Consider the following 18,948-nt stretch of genomic DNA (forward strand, 5'->3'; position numbering starts at 1 on the left):
GCCCAGGTTCGCCAGCCCCAAACCCTTTGGTGCAGTACCAGAACTTCAGGAAGAGAGAACAAGCTATGACCCAGCTGTGGGCAGGAATGCGTCCGGTGGCCCAAGCGGCCGTGTTGGCCTGTGTGTGGGGCGGATCTGCCATGGCCGCCGATGCGCCCACGGCGGCATTGCCCGAAACCACCGTGGCCGCTCCGGCCCAGCAGGCGGATGCGCTGGACCCGGCCCAGACGCCGTATGCCACCGAGCTGCTGAACCGCGCAGAGATGGAGCGCCAGCAGGTGCTGGACATCCGGGATGCCACCCGTGACATGGTGAACGTGGAAGTGCCGCGCCAGCCGGCGCGCGGGACCGGCATTTCGGGCACCACAGGCCGCGAAGGCAATACCGGCTTCGAGATTCGCGGCCTGGGCGGCAACCGCGTGCAGATGCTGGTGGACGGCATTCCCCAGCCCGAGTCCGACAGCTTCATGAACAGCCACAGCTTTGGCCGCGACTATGTGGATCCGCTGACCCTTTCGTCCATCGAAGTGCACAAGGGGGTATCGCCCGTGTCCATGCCGGCCGGTGGCATTGCCGGTGCGGTCAATCTGCGCACGCTGTCGCCCTCGGATCTGCTGCTGGACGGCAAGACATTGGCTGGCCGGGCGCTGCTGGGCTGGCGCAGCGAAAACCGGGGGCTGACCGCCGGCGCCGTGGTGGCGGGCAAGGCATCGGACCAGCTGCAGTGGTTGTTCGCGCTCAACGGGGACTGGAGCGACGAAACCGAAACCATGGGCCGCGTGGGGGGCACAGGCCTCAAGCGCACCCGGGCCAATCCCGAGGACAGCCGCCGCAACTCGGTGCTGGCCAAGCTGGTCTACCAGCCCAACGCCGACCAGACCCATATGCTCACTGTTGAGCGCCGCAGCCAGACCACGCATGTCAACAACCTGCATGACTTTGCCAACGGCACGACCAAGAGCCACACCGACGACAACGAGAGCACGCGCAACCGCATCTCGCTCAAGTCCGACTTCCGCCTGAATGCGGCAGCGGCCGATCTGTTGACCGGCTATCTGGCTTGGCAGGACAGCAGTTCCACCCAGAAGCTGGATGTGGATACCACCACCCAGGGCCTGCGCGTGCGCGACCACAGCTATGACGAACGCATGCTGCAGGCCGGTCTGCAGGCGCGCAAGCAACTGGGCCGCCATGCGTTGCACTACGGTCTGGACGTGAACCGCCTGGACAACGAAACCCAGAGCCTGTCCACCGACCGGGGCGTGACCACGGCCGTGCCCAAGGGCCCGGACACCACCACCACACGCTGGGGTGCTTTTGTGCAGGACAGCATCGAGCTGGGCCGCTTCGCCCTCAAGCCCGGCCTGCGTTACGAATCGGTGGACGTGGATGCCGATGCCGGCAGCATCAGCATGGGCGCCTCGGGCGCCACGGCCGTGTCCAAACGCTTTGATGCCTGGCTGCCGCAGCTGGGCGGTCAGATGCGCATGGGCGGGGGCGTGCAGCTGTTCGCCAACTACGCACGTGGCTTTCGCGCTCCCACGGCGGGCGAGCTGAACAACTTCTTTGGCAACATCACCCCGTTCTACGGTTACTACATCCTGCCCAACCCGAATCTGAAGGCGGAGACCAGCAACAACTTCGACCTGGGCATACGCGATGCGGAAGGCGCCTTCCAGTGGGAGGCTGCGGCCTTCTACGGCAAGTACCGCAATTTCATCGAGCGCTATGCCAATGCGGGCTCTGTCGGCACCTTCCCGGTGGTCACCTTGCAGCAGTCGCGTAACCAGGCCCGGGCAACGATCAAGGGGATTGAGCTCAAGGCCAAGGCGGAGCTGGGCCAGTCCTGGGGCGGTGTCTGGAACCTGCGCGGTGGCTACGGCTACACCAAGGGCACGGGCGCCGATGGCCAGGGCCTGGAAAGCATCTCGCCGTGGCAGGTCAAGCTGGGCGTGGGCCAGAAGGCTGCGCACTGGAACTGGGAGCTGGCAGCCACACACCATGCCGCCAAGAAGCAAAGCGATGTGTCCACCAGCAGCAGCGCGCTGTTCATGACGCCGTCCTTCACCGTGCTGGATCTGACCACACAGGTGGAACTGCGCAAAGGCCTGCGCCTGAACCTGGGCCTGTTCAACCTGACAGACCGCAAGTACTGGAACTGGTCGGATGTGCGCGGCGTGACCACGGCCACCGAGCGCGCCGCCATCGACGCCTACAGCCAGCCGGGCCGCAATGTGCGTGTCTCGCTGGTCGCCGACTTCTAAAACCACAACCGCCTGGGCCAGCGCTTGCTGCACTGGCCCAGGCTTTTTTGACGAAGCACCACTGGAGCCAGCATGTCGCACAACGCCCACTCGCATTCGCACCCCGAGACCGCCAGCGCCAACCAGGATGAGGAATACCTGCTTTCCGAACAGGAAGCGGTGCTGGCCGCCACGCTGGCCCTGATGACCGGCTTCGCCCATGGCTGCTGCCCGGCGCACAAGGGACCCATTGCTGCCAAGGTCGCCGACCAGCTCAGTGCCCTGGTGCACAGCATGCAGGGGCCGCAGCTGTCCTGCGACATGCAGGCGCTGCTGCTGCGCTTGCGCACCCGCTGGACGGCGGCTGCAGCCCATTACGCCGAAGCCCACCTCAACGAAATGCGCAGCGACCTGCGCAGCCAGGCCGACGCAGCGGCCGCTGCCGCCATGCACATGCCCGCTGCCGCCAGCCCCACCCAGACCCCGGACGTGCTGTGGCACGCCCCTTTGGAGACTTTGCAATGAATACCGCCACGATGGAACACCTGAATGCCTCTTCCCTGACCGATCCCGCCACGGTGCGTGAAGGCTTTGCGACCCAGCGCGCTGCCGGCCTGCGTGCCAAGGATGCTGCCGAGGCCCTGGGCCTGAGCGAAGGCGCGGTGGTGCAGGCCCACACCGGTGCCCATGACCGGCCGCTGCAAGCCATGCCGCTGGTCGGCGGCCAATGGCTGGTCATCCTGCAGGTGCTGGAGGCCTGCGGCCCGGTGATGGCGCTGACGCGCAACGAAACCGTGGTGCATGAAAAGGACGGCATCTACCGCAATCTGACGCAGGAAGGCCCTATCGGCCTGTGCGTCAACCCCGACATCGACCTGCGCCTGTTCTTCATGCACTGGCATGCCGGCTATGCGGTCACCGAACCCGGTCGTGGCGGCACGCTGGCCCACAGCCTGCAGTTTTTCGACAGCACGGGCGTGGCGGTGCACAAGGTCTATGCGCGGCCCGCCACCGACCTGGATGCCTGGAACACCCTGGTGGCACGTTTTGCCGACGCGGGTGCGCAGCGCACGTTCCAGCCGCGTGCCGCACGGCCGGCGGTGGCGCCCGACAGCAGCATCGACGTGACGGGCCTGCGCACGGCCTGGGCCGGCATGCAGGACACGCACGAGTTCTTCGGCATGCTCAAGAAATTCGGCAGCGAACGCCAGCAGAGCTTTCGCCTGACGCAAGGTGAATTCTGCGAGCCCCTGACCACCGGCGTGGTCACCGAGCTGCTGCAGCGTGCGGCCGCCGCATCCACGCCCATCATGGTGTTTGCGGGCAGCAAAGGCTGTATCCAGATCCATTCCGGCCCGGTGAACAACATCAAGCCCCTGGCCACACCCGGTGCGGCCCAGTGGATCAATGTGCTGGATGCCGGCTTCAATCTGCATGTGCGTACCGACCGCGTGGTCAGTGCCTGGCTGGTGCGCAAGCCCACGAGCGACGGCGTGGTGACGTCGGTGGAGGTGTTCGACGACACCGGCGAGGTGGTGGCCATGTTCTTCGGGGTACGCAAGCCGGGGCAGCCTGAGCTGACCGCCTGGCGCGACCTGGCGGAAACGCTGGAGCGTTTGTGATGAGCGGGTATGCACGCAGAGCCGCACTGCAGCGGCTGGCGGTGGTCGCCGCCATGGGCTGGACGGGGTCTGCCAGCTGGGGACAGCCGGCAGCGCAAAAAGGAGGGGCTGCTGTCGGTGCGCCGCGGCGCATCATCAGCCTGGGGGGCGCCGTCACCGAGGCGGTGTATGCCCTGGGCGCCGAAAACATGCTGGTGGCCACCGACACCACCAGTCTCTATCCTGAAGCCGCCACGCGCACGCCCAAGGTGGGCTATCTGCGCCAGTTGTCGGCCGAGGGCGTGCTGTCTCTGCGGCCTGATGCCGTGATCGGTGCGGGCGAAGCCGGCCCGGCCATCGTGCTGGACCAGCTGCGCGCTGCCGGCGTGCAGGTGGAGACCGTGCAGGCCACGCACGACTGGGCCGAAGTCACGGCCAAGCTGCGCATGGCTGGCCGCGCCACCGGCAAGCAGGCCGAGGCGGAGGCCCTGGCCCAGCAGCTGCAGCAGCAGTGGCAGGCGGTGCAGGCCGACGTGGCCCGGGCCCGCAGCAAGCCGCGGGCGCTGTTCATTCTGGCGCACAGTGGCACGCCCCAGGTGGCGGGCAGCGGCACCGCTGCCCATGCGCTGCTGACCATGGCGGGCGCTGTGAATGCGGTGCAGGCTTTCAAAGGCTACCGTTCGCTGACGGCCGAAGCCATGGCGTCCGTGGCGCCCCAACTGATCGTGACCACCACGCAGGGCCTGGAGGCCATGGGCGGGACCGACGCCTTCTGGAAGCGCCCCGAGCTGGCACTGACGCCGGCCTATGGCCGGCGCGCGCTGGTGGCCATGGAAGCCAACCATCTGCTGGGCTTTGGCCCACGCCTGCCGTCGGCAGTGCGCCAGCTGCATGAACAGATGCAGCGGGTGGTGTAAATGGCGGTGCAGATGAGCGCTGTGCCGGCGCCGCGCCGTGGCAGTGCCTGGCGCCGGCCCTGGCGGCTGTCCAACGGGCGGCTGGCGCCGGTTGCGGCCCTGGGCACCATGGCGCTGCTGGCGGTGCTGGTGTTGCTGTGGGCCAGTGCACAAGGGGCCTACGCCATTGCGCCGACGCAGCTGCTGCAGGTGCTGGGCCAGTGGGTGGCGGGGCAGGGCGGCCAGCAAGGGGCTGGTGCGCAGGAGCTGGTGTTTCTGCACATCCGACTGCCGCGCTTGCTGTTGGGGGTGGTGGCCGGGGCTGGTCTGGGCCTGGCGGGCGCCTTGATGCAGGGCTTGTTTCGCAATCCGCTGGCGGATCCCGGCCTGATCGGCGTGAGCAGCGGTGCCGCGCTGGCGGCGGCTTTCACGATTGTGCTGGGCCAGGCCTGGCTGCCGGGCCTGCAGGTCGGTCTGGGCAGCTGGGCGCTGGCGCTGGCGGCGTTTGCGGGCGGCATGGGCGTGACGGTGCTGATCTACCTGCTGGCCCAGACCCAGGGCGGTACGCGCGTGGGGCTGATGCTGCTGGCCGGTATTGCCGTGAATGCGCTGGCGGGTGCCGGGCTGGGGTATCTGAGCTACGTGTCCAGCGACGAACAGCTGCGCAATCTGCAGCTGTGGCTGATGGGCAGCCTGGGCCAGTCGCGCTGGTCGACCGTGCTGCTGGTGGGCAGTGTGGTGCTGGTGTGCAACGCTGCCGCGTTGCGGCTGGCGCGGCCGCTGAATGCGCTGGCCCTGGGCGAGGCACAGGCCCAGCTGCTGGGCGTGCCGGTGGAGCGCTGCAAGCGCTGGATCGTGGTGGTTACCGCACTGGCCGTGGGGGCTGTGACATCGGCCACCGGCATCATCGGCTTCATCGGTCTGGTGGCGCCGCACGGCGTGCGCCTGATTGCCGGGCCGGATCACCGGGTGGTCCTGCCGTGCTCGGCCCTGCTGGGCGCGGCGCTGGTGGTGGGGGCGGATGCGCTGGCACGTACCGTGGTGCAGCCGGCGGAGATGCCGCTGGGCGTGCTGACGGCATTCATCGGCGTGCCGCTGTTTTTGTGGATGCTGCGGCAATTCAGGAGCGGGCTGTGACAGTGGTGACGACCGGGGAAGACAGACCGGTGCAGGGCATGGACGCCTCCCATCCTGCGGACGGCAGTCTGCGCTGCCAGGACATACGGCTGACCGCATACCGCCACGGACCGTTGCTGGCCCGGGTGGACGCGCAGCTGCAGCCCGGGCGGGTGACGGCCATCCTTGGGCCAAACGGCGCAGGCAAGTCCACCTTGCTGTCGGCGCTGTGTGGTACGCATCCGCCGCGCCAGGGGCAGGTGCTGTGGGATGGTGCGCCATTGGCCCAGCTGCCCGCTGCCCAGCGCGCGCGGCGCATGGCGGTGATGCACCAGGACACGCAGCTGGCGTTTGCCTTCACCGTGCAGGAGGTGGTGGAAATGGGGCGTTATCCCCACCGCCAGCACCCGGCGCCGGACGAGGCGGCCATCGTGCAGCACTGCATGCAGGCCACCGGCGTGGCGGGCCTGGCGCAGCGCGCGCTGGCCTCGCTGTCAGGCGGAGAGCGTGCCCGGGTGCAGCTGGCGCGGGCGCTGGCGCAGATCCAGCCGGAGGCCCCGGGCGTGTCCGGCAGCCGCTGGCTGCTGCTGGATGAACCCACGGCTGCGCTGGACCTGCAGCACCAGCACCACGCGATGGCCCTGGTGCGCGAGCGCTCCAGCCGCGATGGCCTGGGCGTGATCGTGGTGCTGCACGACCTGAATCTGGCGCTGCGCTATGCCGACGAGGTGCTGCTGCTGCCCGGTCAGGGCGAGGCGGCGCTGCTGGGGCCGGTGCATGCCGTGCTGACGCTGCCGACCATCGCCCGTGTCTGGCGCATTCACGGCGAGATGCAGACTGCGCGCGACGGCACGCCGCAGTTCATGGCCGGAGCGCATTGCGCCCAGTTGCCGGGGATGGATGTGCCGGTGGCACGAGGCGCTGTGTGAGGAAATGGACAGCGAAAAGGTCGCTCAAGACTTGTGGCTGAGATTGGGTAGATCCAGAAGCAGGAGTGACTGCCGGCAGGGGCACCAGGCAGTGCGCTCCCGGGCACCTTCCTGGCAAGGTCAGGTGACCATGGGCCGAGCCTGCCGAAGATCGAGGTGTTGAGTCAGAACTGCCTCCCAGGACCTGCCGATGGGCCTGGGTAGATACCAAAGGCAGAACAACGGCAGAGCTGATGCCAGCGGCGGTTTACAGCGGTTTACAGCTCGACGGTGGCCGCCACCAGGCGGACCACCAGCGGGCGCACCAGCAGCACGCAGCCAAAGGCGATGGGCATGGCAAACACATAGGCGCCGAGCACGCGTTGCACATAGCCGTCGCTCAGGCCGCTGTTGATGCCGACGATGGCCGCGCACATCAGCATGGCCATGATGGCCGACATGTAAAAGGCAAACACCACCGGGGCGTAGGGGCGGGGGAGCTTGCGGCGGGTGCGTGCGGTGGGGGATGAGGGTGGAGGGGTCATCAAAGTTGGAAATGCCATCGGTAAGGGGAGAGGTCCACCACCACGGCGTGATGGGCGAAGGGGGACTGTACGCAGCGCGGGCATGTGGCGGTAGATGCGGCCAGCTTGCTAGACTCGTAAGCTAAATTTACGAATCAAAAAAACCATCGTTTATCGGAAATGCCGAATCTGCGCGCCATCGAAACCTTTGTCAAAGCGCTGGAAGGGGGCTCCATCGCCTCGGCTGCGCGCCAGCTGGGCATGACACCGGCCGCAGCCAGCCAGAACATTGCGCGGCTGGAGCGCGAGCTGGGCGTGCGGCTGTTGACCCGCACCACCCGGCAGATTGCGTTGACCGAAGCCGGAGAGCGCTACCTGGCGCGTGTGGCGCCGGTGCTGGGCGAGCTGGAAAAAGCCCAGTCCGATCTGTCGCTGCTGCACGGTGAGTTGCAGGGCCGGCTGCGCATTGCCTGCATGGCCGCCTTTGGCCGCCATGTACTGGCGCCGCTGCTGCCGGCCTTTGCCGCGCGCCATCCCAAGCTGGCGCTGGAGCTGCTGAATGTGGACCGGCAGGTGGATGTGCTCAAAGAGGATGTGGACGTCAGCTTGCGCTACCGCGATGTGCTGGAGCCGGGCATGGCGGTGCGGCATCTGGTGGCTGTGCCGCGCAGGCTGTATGCCGCACCGGCCTATCTGCAAGCCCACGGCGTGCCGCGCACGGCGGAGGATTTGCTGCAGCACCGCTGCCTGCTGTACCGGCGGGAGGCGGATGGGCGGCTGATGCGCTGGCCTTTCAGCAATGGTGGCCAGCGCGCCGATCCGCCGCTGCACATTGCGGCCGTCGCCAATGACATCGATGTGCTGGTGGCGATGGCGGAGGCCGGCGCCGGCATCACCTGGGCCGGCTTCTTTCTGGTGCATGAGCAGGTGCGCCAGGGCCGGCTGGTGCATATTCCCATGCCCGAAGCCCGGGCCGGGGACTCCGGCCTGCAGTTCGAGGAGGAGCCGCTGGACTTTTTCGCCTGCTTTCGCGACCGGCAGTATGTGCCGGCCAAGGTTCGGGCGCTGGTGGACTATCTGCTCGAAGCCCTGCCGCGGCTTCCCCAGCTGCAGTTGCCGCCGGCGCCGGATCAGTAGATCAGTAGTGGCCCAGGCGCTCGGGCAGCACTTCCTGCAGGATGGTGGTGGCGATCTCCTCGATCGACTTGGTGGTGGTGGACAGCCACTTGATGCCGCTGCGGCGCATCATGGCTTCGGCTTCGGCCACTTCATGGCGGCAGTTTTCGAGGCTGGCGTATTTCGAGTCCGGACGGCGTTCGTTGCGGATAGACGACAGGCGGCCCGGATCAATGGTCAGACCGAACAGCTTCTTGCGCTGGGGTTCCAGTGCCGGGGGCAGCTGGCGGCGGTCGAAGTCTTCGGGGATCAGCGGGTAGTTGCCCACCTTTAGGCCGAACTGCATGGCCAGATACAGGCTGGTCGGGGTCTTGCCGGAGCGGCTCACGCCCACCAGGATCACATCGGCGCCGGCCAGGTCACGGTTGCTCTGGCCGTCATCGTGGGCCAGCGTGTAGTTGATGGCCTCCATGCGGTCAAAGTATTCCTTGCTGTGGCTCACGTCCGAGAAGCGGCCCACGCGGTGCATGGACTTCTCGCCCAGTTCGTCTTCCAGCGGCTGGACAAAGGTGCCGAACATGTCCAGCAGCATGCCTTTGCAACTGCTCTGGATGACCTGTTGCACCTCGGGGTGGACCACGGTGGTGAAGACGATGGGCTTCTTGCCCTCGATCTCGGCGGTGTGGTTGATCTGACGGACGGCCTGGTGGGCCTTGTCCGCCGTATCCACAAACGGAATGCGCACCAGGCGCGGCTTGACGTTGAACTGCGTCATCAAGGCCGAGCCAAAGGTTTCGGCCGTGATGCCGGTGCCGTCCGAGACGACAAAAATGGTGCGCGTATGCATGGGCAGCTAACAGTGGTCAAAAAATGAACAGCCCGCCATTGCCGTGGACTTTGCGTGGCAGGCCTACAATGGCGCCCATTATTCCCAATTTCATCCCCACACAAGCAGAACGCCAACATCCAGAACACCCAAGTGTGTTCTGCCAGATGTGGGGGGATGGCTGCAGGCCTGAAAAGCAGGGCCTGGGCTGAGCCGGTTTTTAACTTTGGAGCTTCCCATGTCTGAACGTTTTGAGGCGACCGCTCTGGTCATTCCGTTCGAAAACCTGCGTATGGACGACGTTGAAGTCGTCGGCGGCAAGAACGCCTCGCTGGGCGAGATGATTTCCCAGCTGCCCCAGGGCGTGCGCGTGCCCACCGGCTTCGCCACCACGGCCCACGCCTTCCGCAACTTCCTGGCCTATGAAGGCCTGGCCGACAAGATTTCCGCCAAGCTGGCCGCTCTGGATGTGGACGATGTCCGCGCCCTGGCCGCCGTGGGTGCCGAAATCCGCGCTCTGGTCGAGAACCAGCCCTTCCCGGCCGATCTGGAAGCCGCCATCCGCGCGGCCTTCATCACGCTGCAAGGCGGCAACGAAGCCGCTTCGTTCGCCGTGCGCTCCTCTGCCACGGCAGAAGACCTGCCCGATGCTTCGTTTGCCGGTCAGCAGGAAACCTTCCTGAACGTGATGGGCATCGAAGACGTGCTGCACAAGATGAAGGAAGTGTTCGCGTCGCTGTACAACGACCGCGCCATTTCCTATCGCGTGCACAAGGGCTTTGCCCACGACGTGGTGGCCCTGTCCGCCGGCGTGCAACGCATGGTGCGCTCCGACCTGGGCGCTGCCGGTGTGATGTTCACCATCGACACCGAATCCGGCTTTGAAGAAGTGGTGTTCATCACTTCCAGCTATGGCCTGGGCGAAACCGTGGTGCAAGGCGCCGTGAACCCCGACGAGTTCTATGTGCACAAGCCCATGCTCCAGGCCGGCAAGAACGCGCTGATCCGCCGCAATCTGGGCTCCAAGCTGATCCAGATGGTGTTCTCTTCCGCCGAAGAGAAGGCCGCTTCCGGCAAGCTGGTCAAGACCACCGATGTGGCCACCGAGCTGCGCAACCGCTACTCGCTGACCGACGCCGACGTGCAGGAACTGGCCAAGTACGCGCTGGTGATCGAACAGCACTACGGCCGTCCCATGGACATCGAGTGGGGCAAGGACGGTACCGACGGCAAGCTCTACATCCTGCAGGCCCGTCCCGAGACCGTGAAGAGCCAGGCCAAGGGCCAGGCCGAACTGCGCTACAAGCTCAAGGGTACCGGCACGGTGCTGGCCGAAGGCCGCGCCATCGGTCAGAAGATCGGTACCGGCCCGGTGCGTCTGGTGTCCGACATCTCGCAGATGGACCAGGTGCAGGCCGGCGACGTGCTGGTGACCGACATGACCGACCCCAACTGGGAGCCGGTGATGAAGAAGGCCGCCGCCATCGTCACCAACCGCGGTGGCCGTACCTGCCACGCCGCCATCATTGCGCGTGAACTGGGTATCCCTGCCGTGGTGGGCTGCGGTGACGCCACCGAGTTGCTGAAGAACGGCACCCTGGTGACCGTGTCCTGCGCCGAAGGCGATACCGGCAAGATCTATGACGGCCTGATCGAGACGGAAGTGACCGAAGTCACCCGTGGCGCCATGCCCGAGATCAAGACCAAGATCATGATGAACGTGGGCAACCCCCAGCTGGCCTTCGACTTTGCCCAGCTGCCCAACGAAGGCGTGGGTCTGGCCCGCCTGGAATTCATCATCAACAACAACATCGGTGTGCACCCCAAGGCCATCCTGGACTACCCCGCGGTGGACTCCGACCTGAAGAAGGCCGTGGAATCCGTGGCCCGTGGCCATGCATCGCCCCGTGCCTTCTATGTGGACAAGGTGGCCGAAGGCGTGGCCACGATCGCTGCGGCTTTCTACCCCAAGCCCGTGATCGTGCGCATGTCGGACTTCAAGTCCAACGAGTACCGCAAGCTGATCGGTGGCAGCCGCTACGAACCCGAGGAAGAGAACCCCATGCTGGGCTTCCGCGGTGCTGCGCGCTACATCTCGGCCGATTTCGGTGAAGCCTTCCGCATGGAATGCGAAGCCCTGCGCCGTGTGCGTGAAGACATGGGTCTGACCAATGTCAAGGTCATGATCCCCTTCGTGCGCACGCTGGGCCAGGCCAAGCGCGTGACCGAGCTGCTGGCGGAAAACGGCCTGAAGCGCGGCGAGAACGGCCTGCAGCTGATCATGATGTGTGAAGTGCCCTCGAACGCCATCCTGGCCGACGAGTTCCTGGAATACTTCGACGGCTTCTCGATCGGCTCCAACGACCTGACCCAGCTGACCCTGGGTCTGGACCGCGACTCCGGTCTGGAACTGCTGGCTGCCGACTTCGACGAGCGTGACCCCGCCGTCAAGAAGATGCTGGAGCGCGCCATCCAGGCCTGCCTGGCACAGAACAAGTACGTGGGCATCTGCGGCCAGGGCCCTTCGGATCACCCCGACTTCGCCAAGTGGCTGGCGGACCAGGGCATTGCCTCCATCTCGCTGAACCCTGACAGCGTGGTGGCAACCTGGCAGCGTCTGGCAAGCTGAAGCTTGCACAGCACAGGTGCTTTGTGAATCGGGACGATCTTCCGCATGAAGCACCGGTCGCCGGCGGGGGCACGTTTGCCCCCGACCTGCACGATATCCACCACCTGTGGCTCAAGGCATTGTTGCTGGCGGTCTGGGTGGTGGTGTCGTTTGGGGCCTGCTTTTACGCGCGCGAGCTGCAGGCCTGGGCCGAAGGCTGGCCGCTGGGGTATTGGATGGCCGCCCAAGGGGCAGTCCTGATGTTCATTGTCCTGGTGCTCGTTTACTGTGTCGCCATGGATCAGTTTGAACGCAATGACGCTGCGCGCCGCCGCGCCCAGGCGGCACGCCATGGCCGGCCCCAGTAATTCCGATTTCGCTTCCACCACCATCCCCTCCAGCTATCTTTGGCGCCTGCACCGCATGCTGGCGCTGTATGTGCTGGGGGTGCTGGCATTTCTGGGCACCATGGTCTGGGCCGAAGAGCAGGGCCTGGCACGGCACTGGATCGGCCCCATCTTCCTGTTCACCACGGTGATGGTGTATGCGGGCATCGGCGTCTACGCCCGCACCAGCAACCCGGAAGACTATTACGTGGCCGGGCGGCGCATTCCGCCCATGTACAACGGCATGGCGGCTGCGGCCGACTGGATGAGTGCCGCCTCCTTCATCAGCCTGTCGGGTGCGCTGTACCTGCAGGGCTTTGGCGGGACCCCGGGGCAACCCGGCGGCCTGGCCTATCTGCTGGGCTGGACGGGCGGCTTTTGCCTAGTGGCCATGCTGATTGCCCCCCATCTGCGCGCCATGCGGCTGTACACGGTGCCGGACTTCTTCCAGGTGCGTTTTGGCGGGCGCTGGCCGCGCATTCTGGCGGCGCTGGCCACGGTGGTCTGCTCCTTCACCTATGTGGTGGCGCAGATCTATGGTGTGGGCCTGATTGCGTCGCGGCTGACGGGGGTGCAGTTCGAGATCGGCATCATGCTGGGCCTGGGCGGGGTGCTGCTGTGCTCCTTCCTGGGGGGCATGCGGGCCATCACCTGGACCCAGGTGGCGCAGTATGTGGTGATCCTGCTGGCCTTTCTGATTCCGGTGTCCTGGCTGGCCTACAAACAGCTGGGCAACCCGGTGGCGGCCGTGGCCTACGGTGCGCAGCTGGGCAAGATTGCGGTGCTGGAAGAGCAGTTGCTGGAATCGTCGGCCGAGCAGGAGGTGCAGGATGCCTACCTGCGCCGTGCCGAGTTGCTGCAGCGCAAGCTGGCGGCGCTGCCCCAGTCGCTGGACCTGGAGCGCGCGCAGCTGGCGGAACGCCTGCGCATTCTGCGGGCCGAGCGCGGGGAGTTGAGCGACATCGTGATGGCCAGCCGCGAGTACGCCGCCTTGCCGCGCGATGCGGATCAGGCCCGGGAGCGCTGGACGCGGGAGGTGGCGGAGAACCTGGAACGCGCCAAGCCGCTGGGCGGCCTGCCGCGGCACAGCCAGCCGTTCACCGGCGACCCGGACGGCACACCGGCGCAGCAGGCGGAATACCAGGATGCACGCATCAACTTTCTGGCCCTGATGTTCTGCCTGATGGTGGGCACGGCCGGCCTGCCGCATCTGCTGACCCGCTACTACACGGCGCCGTCGGTGTCGGGGGCACGCACCTCGGTGGCATGGACCCTGTTCTTCATCGGTCTGCTGTACCTGACGGCACCGGCGCTGGCGGCGCTGGTGAAGTACGAGGTGATGAACAATCTGGTGGGCGTGCGGTTCGATGAATTGCCGGCCTGGATGGGGCAATGGGCACGGGTGGATGCATCGCTGCTGTCGGTGGAAGACATGAATGGCGATGGCCGCGTGCAGTTTGGCGAAATCCGTCTGGGTGCTGATCTGATCATGCTGGCCACGCCGGAGATTGCGGGACTGCCTTTCGTGGTGTCGGGGCTGGTGGCCGCCGGGGGGCTGGCGGCGGCGCTGTCCACGGCCGACGGTTTGCTGCTGGCCATCAGCAATGCGCTGGTGCGGGACTTGTATTTCCATGCCCGGCCGCGGCGCATGGTGCCGGAGCAGCGGGTGATCCTGTCCAAGTTCGCGCTGCTGGCGGTGGCGCTGGCGGCAGCGTTTGTGGCCGGCCGGCGTTCTTCGGACATTCTGCCCATGGTGACGGCCTCGTTCTCGCTGGCGGCCTCGGCTTTTGTACCGGTGATGGTGCTGGGCATTTTCTGGCGCGGCACCACCCGCCAGGGCGCCTTGGCAGGCATGCTGGGCGGGCTGGTGGTGGCGCTGTACTACATGCTTTCGCACGCGTCGCTGGTGAAGGCGTGGCTGCCCCATGTGCTGCTGGCTGATGGGCTGTGGTTCGGCATCCAGCCCGTCTCGGCCGGGGTGTTCGGCGTGCCGGCCGGGCTGCTGCTGGCATGGGGTGTGAGTTGGCTGACGCGTACCCGTGCACCTGTACCACGCCCCTACGGACCCTTGTGAGACGGCGCGGGTGCGCCGGTGGTTGGAACTGCCTGCACGCGGGATTTGATGTGCCGCAACACCTGCTGCATTGCCCCTTTGCGAAAGGGGTCGGGCGTGGGAAGCTGCATGCCAGTCACTGCGCATCCCGTAGCGGATGCCGCAAGGGCTTGGTTTCATGGGCACCATCCCAGGAGGGCAGCATGATCTTGGTTCCCACTTCAACCGGCCGGCAGGCCCTGGCCGTACAGGACGCCCTGTTCACGCCCAGCATGCACACCGTCTTCATGCTGTGTGACGGGCAGCGCAGCATGGGCCAGGTATTGAGTGCCACGGCCGGTCTGGGCGCGACGTCCGAAGATGTGCGCACCTTGCTGGAGCTGGGGTGGTTGCGGGCCGGGACGCAGCAGGAAACGGCGGCCTCCGCCATGGATGAGCGCACGGCCAGCCTGGCGCTGGAGCATGCGCGGTATGTGGAAGGCTACCGCTGGGCGCGGCAGCTGACCACGGGGCTGGGGCTGCGGGGCTTGCGTCTGCTGTTGGCCATTGAGTCTGCCACCGACTACCAGCAGCTGGCGTCGCTGGTGCCACGGATCCGCGATGCCGTGGGGTCCGCGCGGGCCGCAGTGCTGGAGCTGGTGCTGTTTGGCGATGTGCAGGAGAAGGTTGTGCCGCCCTCGCGTGCGTCGTGGTAGCTTGGGTTACAGGATGCAAAAAAGGCGCCCAAAGGCGCCTTTTCTTGTCTGGACCGCCTGGAGCGATCCGGGCCGGGCGAGTCAGACTGCCAGCAGTTCCACTTCGAAGCGCAGCGTGGCATGGGGAGGGATCACGCCACCCGCGCCACGGGCGCCATAGCCCATTTCCGAGGGGATGATCAGGGTGCGCTTGCCGCCCACCTTCATGCCTTGCACGCCCTTGTCCCAGCCCTTGATGACCATGCCGGCACCCAGCTGGAAGACGAAGGGGTCGTTGCGGTCCAGGCTGGAGTCGAACTTGGCGCCTTGTTCGCCATTGTTGTAGAGCCAGCCGGTGTAGTGCACCGTTACGCGCTTGCCGCGTGTGGCTTCGGCACCGTCACCCACGACGGTGTCTTCGATCTGGAGCACCGGTGCGGCCTTGGTGGACAGCAGCTCCACGTCGAACTTCAGGGTGGCATTGGGAGGGATCACGCCGCCGGCGCCGCGCTCGCCGTAGCCGAGTTCTGCGGGGATGATCAGGGTGCGCTTGCCGCCCACCTTCATGCCTTGCACGCCTTCATCCCAGCCGCGGATGACCATGCCTTCGTCCAGGGAGAACTCGAACGGCTCGCGGCGGTCCTTGCTGGAGTCGAACTTGGCGCCTTGTTCGCCGTTGTTGTAGAGCCAGCCGGTGTAGTGCACCTTGACGTCAGCGCCGCTGATGGCTTCGGCGCCTTCGCCCACAACGGTGTCTTCATACTGCAGGCCGGAGGCGGTGGTGGTCAGGGCCATGGGGTGTCCTTGGAGATCGTCAATAAAGAAATCAGGCCTGCAGGGCATGCCCCGGGCCTGATGCATACCTGTACGCACTTTCGGTGCGCCAGATGCGAAAGGTGCGACAGCTTACTTCTTGGCGCGCGCGGCTGCCCAGCGTGTGGCAAAAGCCTGCACATCGCTGAGGCGCTTGAGCAGGTCATGGCCCTGGGTGGTGACGGTGTAACCGTCGCTGCCGTGCTCCAGCAGACCACATTCGCGCAGCTCCTTGATGCGGGTGTTCAGCGTGTTCGGGGTGATGCCCCCCACGCTGTCCTGCAGCAAGCGGAAGGTCTGTGGGTGTCCGTCGCGCAAAGCCCACAGCACGCGGAGTGCATAACGGCATTCCAGCTTTTCGAACAGCTGGTTGATGGCGGCGTTTTCCTTGGAGCTCATAGACGCTTCTCCTTGCGCATGTCGTTGATGGAGGACTGGGGCAGCGGCTTTCCCGTACCAAGTCGGAATGAATATAGCGTGGATCGCATTCTGCTACAAGTTTGGTAGCTCTATACGTAGAGCAATCAGGCAAACGGGTCAGAAATGGCTCAAAAATGCCGCAAGTGTTGCAGCCGGGCCACGTCCGCTGGAGACGTCGGGTGTTTGTCGGACACGCGGGTGCGCTCCAGTGCCCTTGCAGGGTGCGCGCGTTTGGGGATGCGGCGGCTTCCCAAATGCCGGGGCCGGCTGCTGCAGGCGCTTCCTACAATGGGGCACTGGTTGCGGGCGTGCTCCCAGAGTCCGTGGGCATGGGGGTGTGGGCCGCAGGCGCGACGGACCTGCCTTCGGTCGGTGGCGCGCCCGTTTTGTGGATTTTGGCTGGTACTTCATGGCTTCTTCTTCTGATATTTCGCTGGACACCGCTGCGGCGGCTGCCGACCGGCCCCTGCCTTTGCAAGGCCTGCGCGTGGTGGAGTTTTCCCACATGGTGATGGGGCCCTCGTGCGGCATGGTGCTGGCCGACCTGGGGGCGGAGGTGATCAAGGTGGAGCCGGTGGAAGGCGACCGCACGCGCCATCTGCTGGGTGCTGGGGCGGGCTTTTTCCCCATGTTCAACCGCAACAAGAAGAGCATTGCCATTGACCTGCGCAGTGCCGAAGGCCTGCAGGCGGCCATCCGGCTGGCGGCATCGGCCGATGTGGTGCTGCAGAACTTCAAACCCGGGGTAATGAAGAAGTACGGGCTGGACTACGCCACGCTGAGCCAGCTGAATCCGGGACTGATCTATGTGAACCACACCGGCTTTCTGCCGGGGCCCTACGAGCATCGCACGGCGCTGGACGAGGTGGTGCAGATGATGGGCGGTCTGGCCTATATGACGGGCCGCCCGGGCGACCCGCTGCGTGCTGGCACCAGCGTGAACGACATCATGGGCGGCATGTTCGGTGCCATTGGTGCCATGGCAGCGCTGATGCAGCGCGCCCAGACGGGCAAGGGCCAGGAGATCGACTCCGCCCTGTTCGAGAACAATGTCTTTCTGGTCGGTCAGCACATGATGCAGTACGCTGTGACGGGACAGGCGGCGGCCCCCATGCCGGACCGCATTTCGTCCTGGGCCATGTACGACGTGTTCACCGCCCAGGATGGGGAGCAGATCTTTCTGGCCGCCGTCAGCGATGCCCAGTGGCGCACCTTCTGCGATGCCATGGGCTATGCCGATCTGAAGAACGATCCGCAGCTGCAGGCCAACAATGACCGCGTGCGCGCCCGCTCCACGATGATGCCGGTGCTGCGCGAGCGGCTGGCCCAGCATACGGCGGCCGCATTGGCGGCCATCTTCGAGCAGCACCAGTTGCCGTTCGCTCCGATCTCCCGGCCGGAACAACTGTTCGACGACCCGCACCTGAATGCCACGGGCTGCCTGGCGGACGTGGTGCTGACCGACGGCGAACGCGCCGGTCATACGGTACGCACCACGCTGCTGCCGCTGCGCATGGACGGCCAGCGCCTGCCGGTGCGCTGCAGCCCGCCTGCCGTGGGGGAACACACGGCGGTGCTGCTGCAGGGGCTGGGGTATGGGGCGGACGAGATTGCGCAGCTGCAATCCACCGGTGCCGTCGCCTGAGTGGCGCCGGGGCGGCTGCACAATGGCGTTCCAGGAGTGAACGGCCCATGACGGAAGCGAGAACAGCGCAAGCAGACACCGGCAATGCGGGTGGCGACGGCCTGGATGCCGCCAGCCAGGCCGCGGTGGATGCCTTTGTCGAAGCACTGTGGCTGGAAGATGGCCTGGCAGACAACAGCCTGCAGGCGTACCGCCGGGATTTGACGCAGTACCTGCGCTGGCTGCAGCAGGCTTTTCCCGGGGTGTCCCTGGATGCTTCCGCCGAAGAACACCTGCAGGCCTATCTGGCGCACCGTCTGGATCTGCGCAGCAAGGCCACTTCGGCCAACCGCTGCCTGAGCGTGTTGCGCCGCTATTTCCAGTGGGCGTTGCGTGAAGCGCGCATCCACCAGGACCCGGTGGTACGCCTGCAGCCGGCCAAGCAGCCGCAGCGAGTGCCACACACCCTGACGGCCGAACAGGTGGAGCGCCTGCTGCAGGCTCCGGACCTGGGCAACCCGCTGGGCTTGCGCGACCGGGCCATGCTGGAGCTGCTGTATGCCTGCGGCCTGCGGGTGAGCGAGTTGGTGGGCCTGCCGCTGTTCCACATCGACCTGAGGGCCGGTGTGCTGCGGGTGATGGGCAAGGGCAGCAAGGAACGGCTGGTGCCGTTTGGCCAGGAGGCCCAGCATTGGCTGGAGCAGTACCTGGCGCAGGGGCGTGCCGAGCTGCTGGCCGGTCAGCACAGCGATGCGGTGTTTGTCACCCGGCGCGGCAGCGGCATGACGCGGGTGATGTTCTGGACGCTGGTGAAAAAGTATGCGGCCATCGCCGGCATCATGGCGCCGCTGTCGCCGCACACGCTGCGCCATGCCTTTGCCACCCATTTGCTCAACCACGGCGCAGACCTGCGCGTGGTGCAGATGCTGCTGGGCCATGCGGATATTTCCACCACCACCATCTACACCCATGTGGCGCGCGAGCGCCTGCGGCAGTTGCATGCCACGCACCACCCGCGGGGGTGAGCGCCGGGCGGTACCGGCCGGTGCCCCCTGCCGTGGCTTGAAGAATTACTAAACCCGCATAAGCGGTTTTACAGTTTGAAAGAAAATTGCAAGGTTTTTGCAATCCGGAGTTTCC

The 18,948-nt window shown here is 66.0% G+C and carries 17 protein-coding genes and 1 pseudogene; 13 read left to right on the forward strand and 5 right to left on the reverse strand.

Features of this window, described 5'->3' with window-relative positions; translation table 11 throughout:
• Positions 1–65: 65 nt before the first annotated feature.
• The 6 genes from B3349_RS10655 to B3349_RS10680 all read left to right on the forward strand — a co-directional run bounded on the left by B3349_RS10655 (position 66) and on the right by B3349_RS10680 (position 6,785).
• Positions 66–2,264 (forward strand): TonB-dependent hemoglobin/transferrin/lactoferrin family receptor, encoded by a 2,199-nt coding sequence (locus tag B3349_RS10655; protein ID WP_291588569.1) that lies wholly within the window; start codon positions 66–68, stop codon positions 2,262–2,264.
• A 72-nt stretch (positions 2,265–2,336) separates the two neighbouring features.
• Positions 2,337–2,768 carry a hypothetical protein gene (locus tag B3349_RS10660; RefSeq protein WP_218332674.1) on the forward strand — a complete coding sequence of 144 codons (432 nt, stop codon included), beginning with the start codon at positions 2,337–2,339 and terminating at the stop codon, positions 2,766–2,768.
• The gene (locus tag B3349_RS10665; protein ID WP_291588570.1) at positions 2,765–3,865 is read left to right on the forward strand and encodes a hemin-degrading factor; all 1,101 of its coding nucleotides are present in this window, start codon (positions 2,765–2,767) and stop codon (positions 3,863–3,865) included. The genes B3349_RS10660 and B3349_RS10665 overlap by 4 nt, the downstream gene beginning before the upstream one ends.
• Complete coding sequence (locus tag B3349_RS10670) at positions 3,865–4,761, forward strand: heme/hemin ABC transporter substrate-binding protein (protein ID WP_414646877.1); 897 nt, start codon at positions 3,865–3,867, stop codon at positions 4,759–4,761. The genes B3349_RS10665 and B3349_RS10670 overlap by 1 nt, the downstream gene beginning before the upstream one ends.
• 12 nt (positions 4,762–4,773) lie before the next feature.
• Positions 4,774–5,877: a FecCD family ABC transporter permease gene (locus tag B3349_RS10675; RefSeq protein ID WP_414646878.1), complete on the forward strand. Its 1,104-nt coding sequence runs from the start codon at positions 4,774–4,776 to the stop codon at positions 5,875–5,877.
• Positions 5,874–6,785 (forward strand): heme ABC transporter ATP-binding protein, encoded by a 912-nt coding sequence (locus B3349_RS10680; protein WP_291588571.1) that lies wholly within the window; start codon positions 5,874–5,876, stop codon positions 6,783–6,785. Before B3349_RS10675 ends, B3349_RS10680 begins: the two co-directional genes overlap by 4 nt.
• 257 nt (positions 6,786–7,042) lie before the next feature.
• Here the strand turns inward: B3349_RS10680 and B3349_RS10685 are convergent, their stop codons facing one another.
• Positions 7,043–7,309: a DUF2798 domain-containing protein gene (locus B3349_RS10685; protein ID WP_291588572.1), complete on the reverse strand. Its 267-nt coding sequence runs from the start codon at positions 7,307–7,309 to the stop codon at positions 7,043–7,045.
• 159 nt (positions 7,310–7,468) lie between these two features.
• Here B3349_RS10685 and B3349_RS10690 point away from each other — a divergent pair, with 159 nt between their 5' ends.
• Positions 7,469–8,425 (forward strand): LysR family transcriptional regulator, encoded by a 957-nt coding sequence (locus tag B3349_RS10690; protein ID WP_291588573.1) that lies wholly within the window; start codon positions 7,469–7,471, stop codon positions 8,423–8,425.
• 1 nt (position 8,426) lies between these two features.
• Here B3349_RS10690 and ppsR read toward each other — a convergent pair whose 3' ends face one another.
• Complete coding sequence (ppsR, locus tag B3349_RS10695) at positions 8,427–9,251, reverse strand: phosphoenolpyruvate synthetase regulatory kinase/phosphorylase PpsR (RefSeq protein WP_066539119.1); 825 nt, start codon at positions 9,249–9,251, stop codon at positions 8,427–8,429.
• 217 nt (positions 9,252–9,468) lie between these two features.
• Here ppsR and ppsA point away from each other — a divergent pair, with 217 nt between their 5' ends.
• From ppsA to B3349_RS10715, 4 genes are all read left to right on the forward strand, one after another.
• Positions 9,469–11,859, forward strand: coding sequence for a phosphoenolpyruvate synthase (gene ppsA / locus B3349_RS10700; protein ID WP_291588574.1), 2,391 nt, complete (start codon positions 9,469–9,471; stop codon positions 11,857–11,859).
• Positions 11,860–11,882: 23 nt separating this feature from the next.
• A complete protein-coding gene (locus B3349_RS10705; RefSeq protein ID WP_066539111.1) occupies positions 11,883–12,206 on the forward strand; it encodes a DUF4212 domain-containing protein in 324 nt (107 codons plus the stop codon).
• On the forward strand, positions 12,190–14,298 hold the full coding sequence (locus B3349_RS10710; protein WP_066539504.1) for a VC_2705 family sodium/solute symporter: 2,109 nt from the start codon (positions 12,190–12,192) through the stop codon (positions 14,296–14,298). The genes B3349_RS10705 and B3349_RS10710 overlap by 17 nt, the downstream gene beginning before the upstream one ends.
• Positions 14,299–14,480: 182 nt before the next feature.
• A complete protein-coding gene (locus B3349_RS10715; protein ID WP_291588575.1) occupies positions 14,481–14,972 on the forward strand; it encodes a hypothetical protein in 492 nt (163 codons plus the stop codon).
• A gap of 81 nt (positions 14,973–15,053) precedes the next feature.
• Here the strand turns inward: B3349_RS10715 and B3349_RS10720 are convergent, their stop codons facing one another.
• The 3 genes and pseudogenes from B3349_RS10720 to B3349_RS10730 all read right to left on the reverse strand — a co-directional run bounded on the left by B3349_RS10720 (position 15,054) and on the right by B3349_RS10730 (position 16,163).
• Positions 15,054–15,407: an FKBP-type peptidyl-prolyl cis-trans isomerase gene (locus B3349_RS10720; protein WP_225608792.1), complete on the reverse strand. Its 354-nt coding sequence runs from the start codon at positions 15,405–15,407 to the stop codon at positions 15,054–15,056.
• A pseudogene (locus B3349_RS10725) lies at positions 15,399–15,746 on the reverse strand (FKBP-type peptidyl-prolyl cis-trans isomerase); the annotation flags it as partial. The pseudogene B3349_RS10725 and the gene B3349_RS10720, both read right to left, overlap by 9 nt.
• Before the next feature lie 111 nt (positions 15,747–15,857).
• Complete coding sequence (locus B3349_RS10730) at positions 15,858–16,163, reverse strand: winged helix-turn-helix transcriptional regulator (RefSeq protein ID WP_066539105.1); 306 nt, start codon at positions 16,161–16,163, stop codon at positions 15,858–15,860.
• 430 nt (positions 16,164–16,593) lie between these two features.
• On the opposite strand from B3349_RS10730, the gene B3349_RS10735 reads away from it, so the two are divergent.
• Together B3349_RS10735 and xerD are read left to right on the forward strand one after the other, a co-directional pair.
• Positions 16,594–17,829 carry a CaiB/BaiF CoA transferase family protein gene (locus B3349_RS10735; RefSeq protein ID WP_291588576.1) on the forward strand — a complete coding sequence of 412 codons (1,236 nt, stop codon included), beginning with the start codon at positions 16,594–16,596 and terminating at the stop codon, positions 17,827–17,829.
• Positions 17,830–17,876: 47 nt separating this feature from the next.
• On the forward strand, positions 17,877–18,833 hold the full coding sequence (xerD, locus tag B3349_RS10740) for a site-specific tyrosine recombinase XerD (protein ID WP_414646879.1): 957 nt from the start codon (positions 17,877–17,879) through the stop codon (positions 18,831–18,833).
• Positions 18,834–18,948 lie beyond the last annotated feature (115 nt).

Source organism: Comamonas sp. UBA7528 (genome assembly GCF_002479375.1).
In the GTDB taxonomy this organism is placed as follows: Bacteria; Pseudomonadota; Gammaproteobacteria; order Burkholderiales; family Burkholderiaceae_C; genus Comamonas.